General features: G+C 43.7%; 2 protein-coding genes. Both read left to right on the top strand.

Annotated features, from left to right (window positions below; translation table 11 throughout):
* Positions 1–645, top strand: a 645-nt coding sequence (locus N1032_RS24735; RefSeq protein ID WP_259543174.1) for a hypothetical protein, incomplete at its 5' end; no start/stop codon positions are given.
* Positions 645–805 (top strand): DNA N-6-adenine-methyltransferase (locus N1032_RS28540; protein ID WP_407933082.1); only part of this gene is annotated, 161 nt, incomplete at its 3' end. The genes N1032_RS24735 and N1032_RS28540, both read left to right, overlap by 1 nt.

Below are 805 nucleotides of genomic sequence, written 5' to 3' on the forward strand. Positions count from 1 at the left end.
GGTGTTAAGTTCATGTGCATCTTTAGTGGCAAAGGCAACTTTCGATTTGATGTTGCCTCCACACAAAAGTACAAAGGTAATAGGGACGGTTTTCAAAAGCCCGAACATTGGATCACTGTTTATGATTACATAAAGGAAAACTATCCTCATGCTGTCGTTAATGATAGAGAGGCCGATGATTACCTTGCCGAAAGACAAAGACGCTCTGGTAATACTATCATCTGTACTCGCGATAAAGATTTGTTGGTTACACCTGGATGGCATTACCGATGGTCTTGTGGTGAGAACCAGCCCGAAGTTCTTCCACATTTCGTTTCAGAACATGAAGCGTGGAGAAACTTTTTTATCCAGCTTCTTACCGGGGATACAACGGATAACATCCTCGGTTGTGGAGAGAGACGTCCTACTATCCGTGCTGGTAAGGAAGTGTTACGTAGGTCGGGAGTTGGAAAGAAAGAAGCTAAAGGTTTGTTGGAAGGCTGCGAGAATCAGTATGCGATGTTCCACACTGTCCGAATGGAATATTTCAAACAGTTCGGAGAAGAGGATTGGGAATGGAAATTACTTGAGAATGCTCGCCTTCTCTTCGTAGGTCAGAGAGAAGATGATTTATTCGATTGGTCATGGCTCAACAAGGAATGGTAATGAGTAGTACAGGACACCATGATAGTCATACGCCGGAGGAAATCCGGCAATTATGGCAAACGCCAAAATGGTTCTTTGATTATTGGAATCGACATTATGAATTCGCTATGGACATTGCCGCCAGTGAAGTCAACCACCTCGTCGATAGTTATGTCACAGC

Source organism: Herbiconiux daphne (genome assembly GCF_024979295.1).
GTDB classification, from domain to species: domain Bacteria; phylum Actinomycetota; class Actinomycetes; order Actinomycetales; family Microbacteriaceae; genus Herbiconiux; species Herbiconiux daphnes.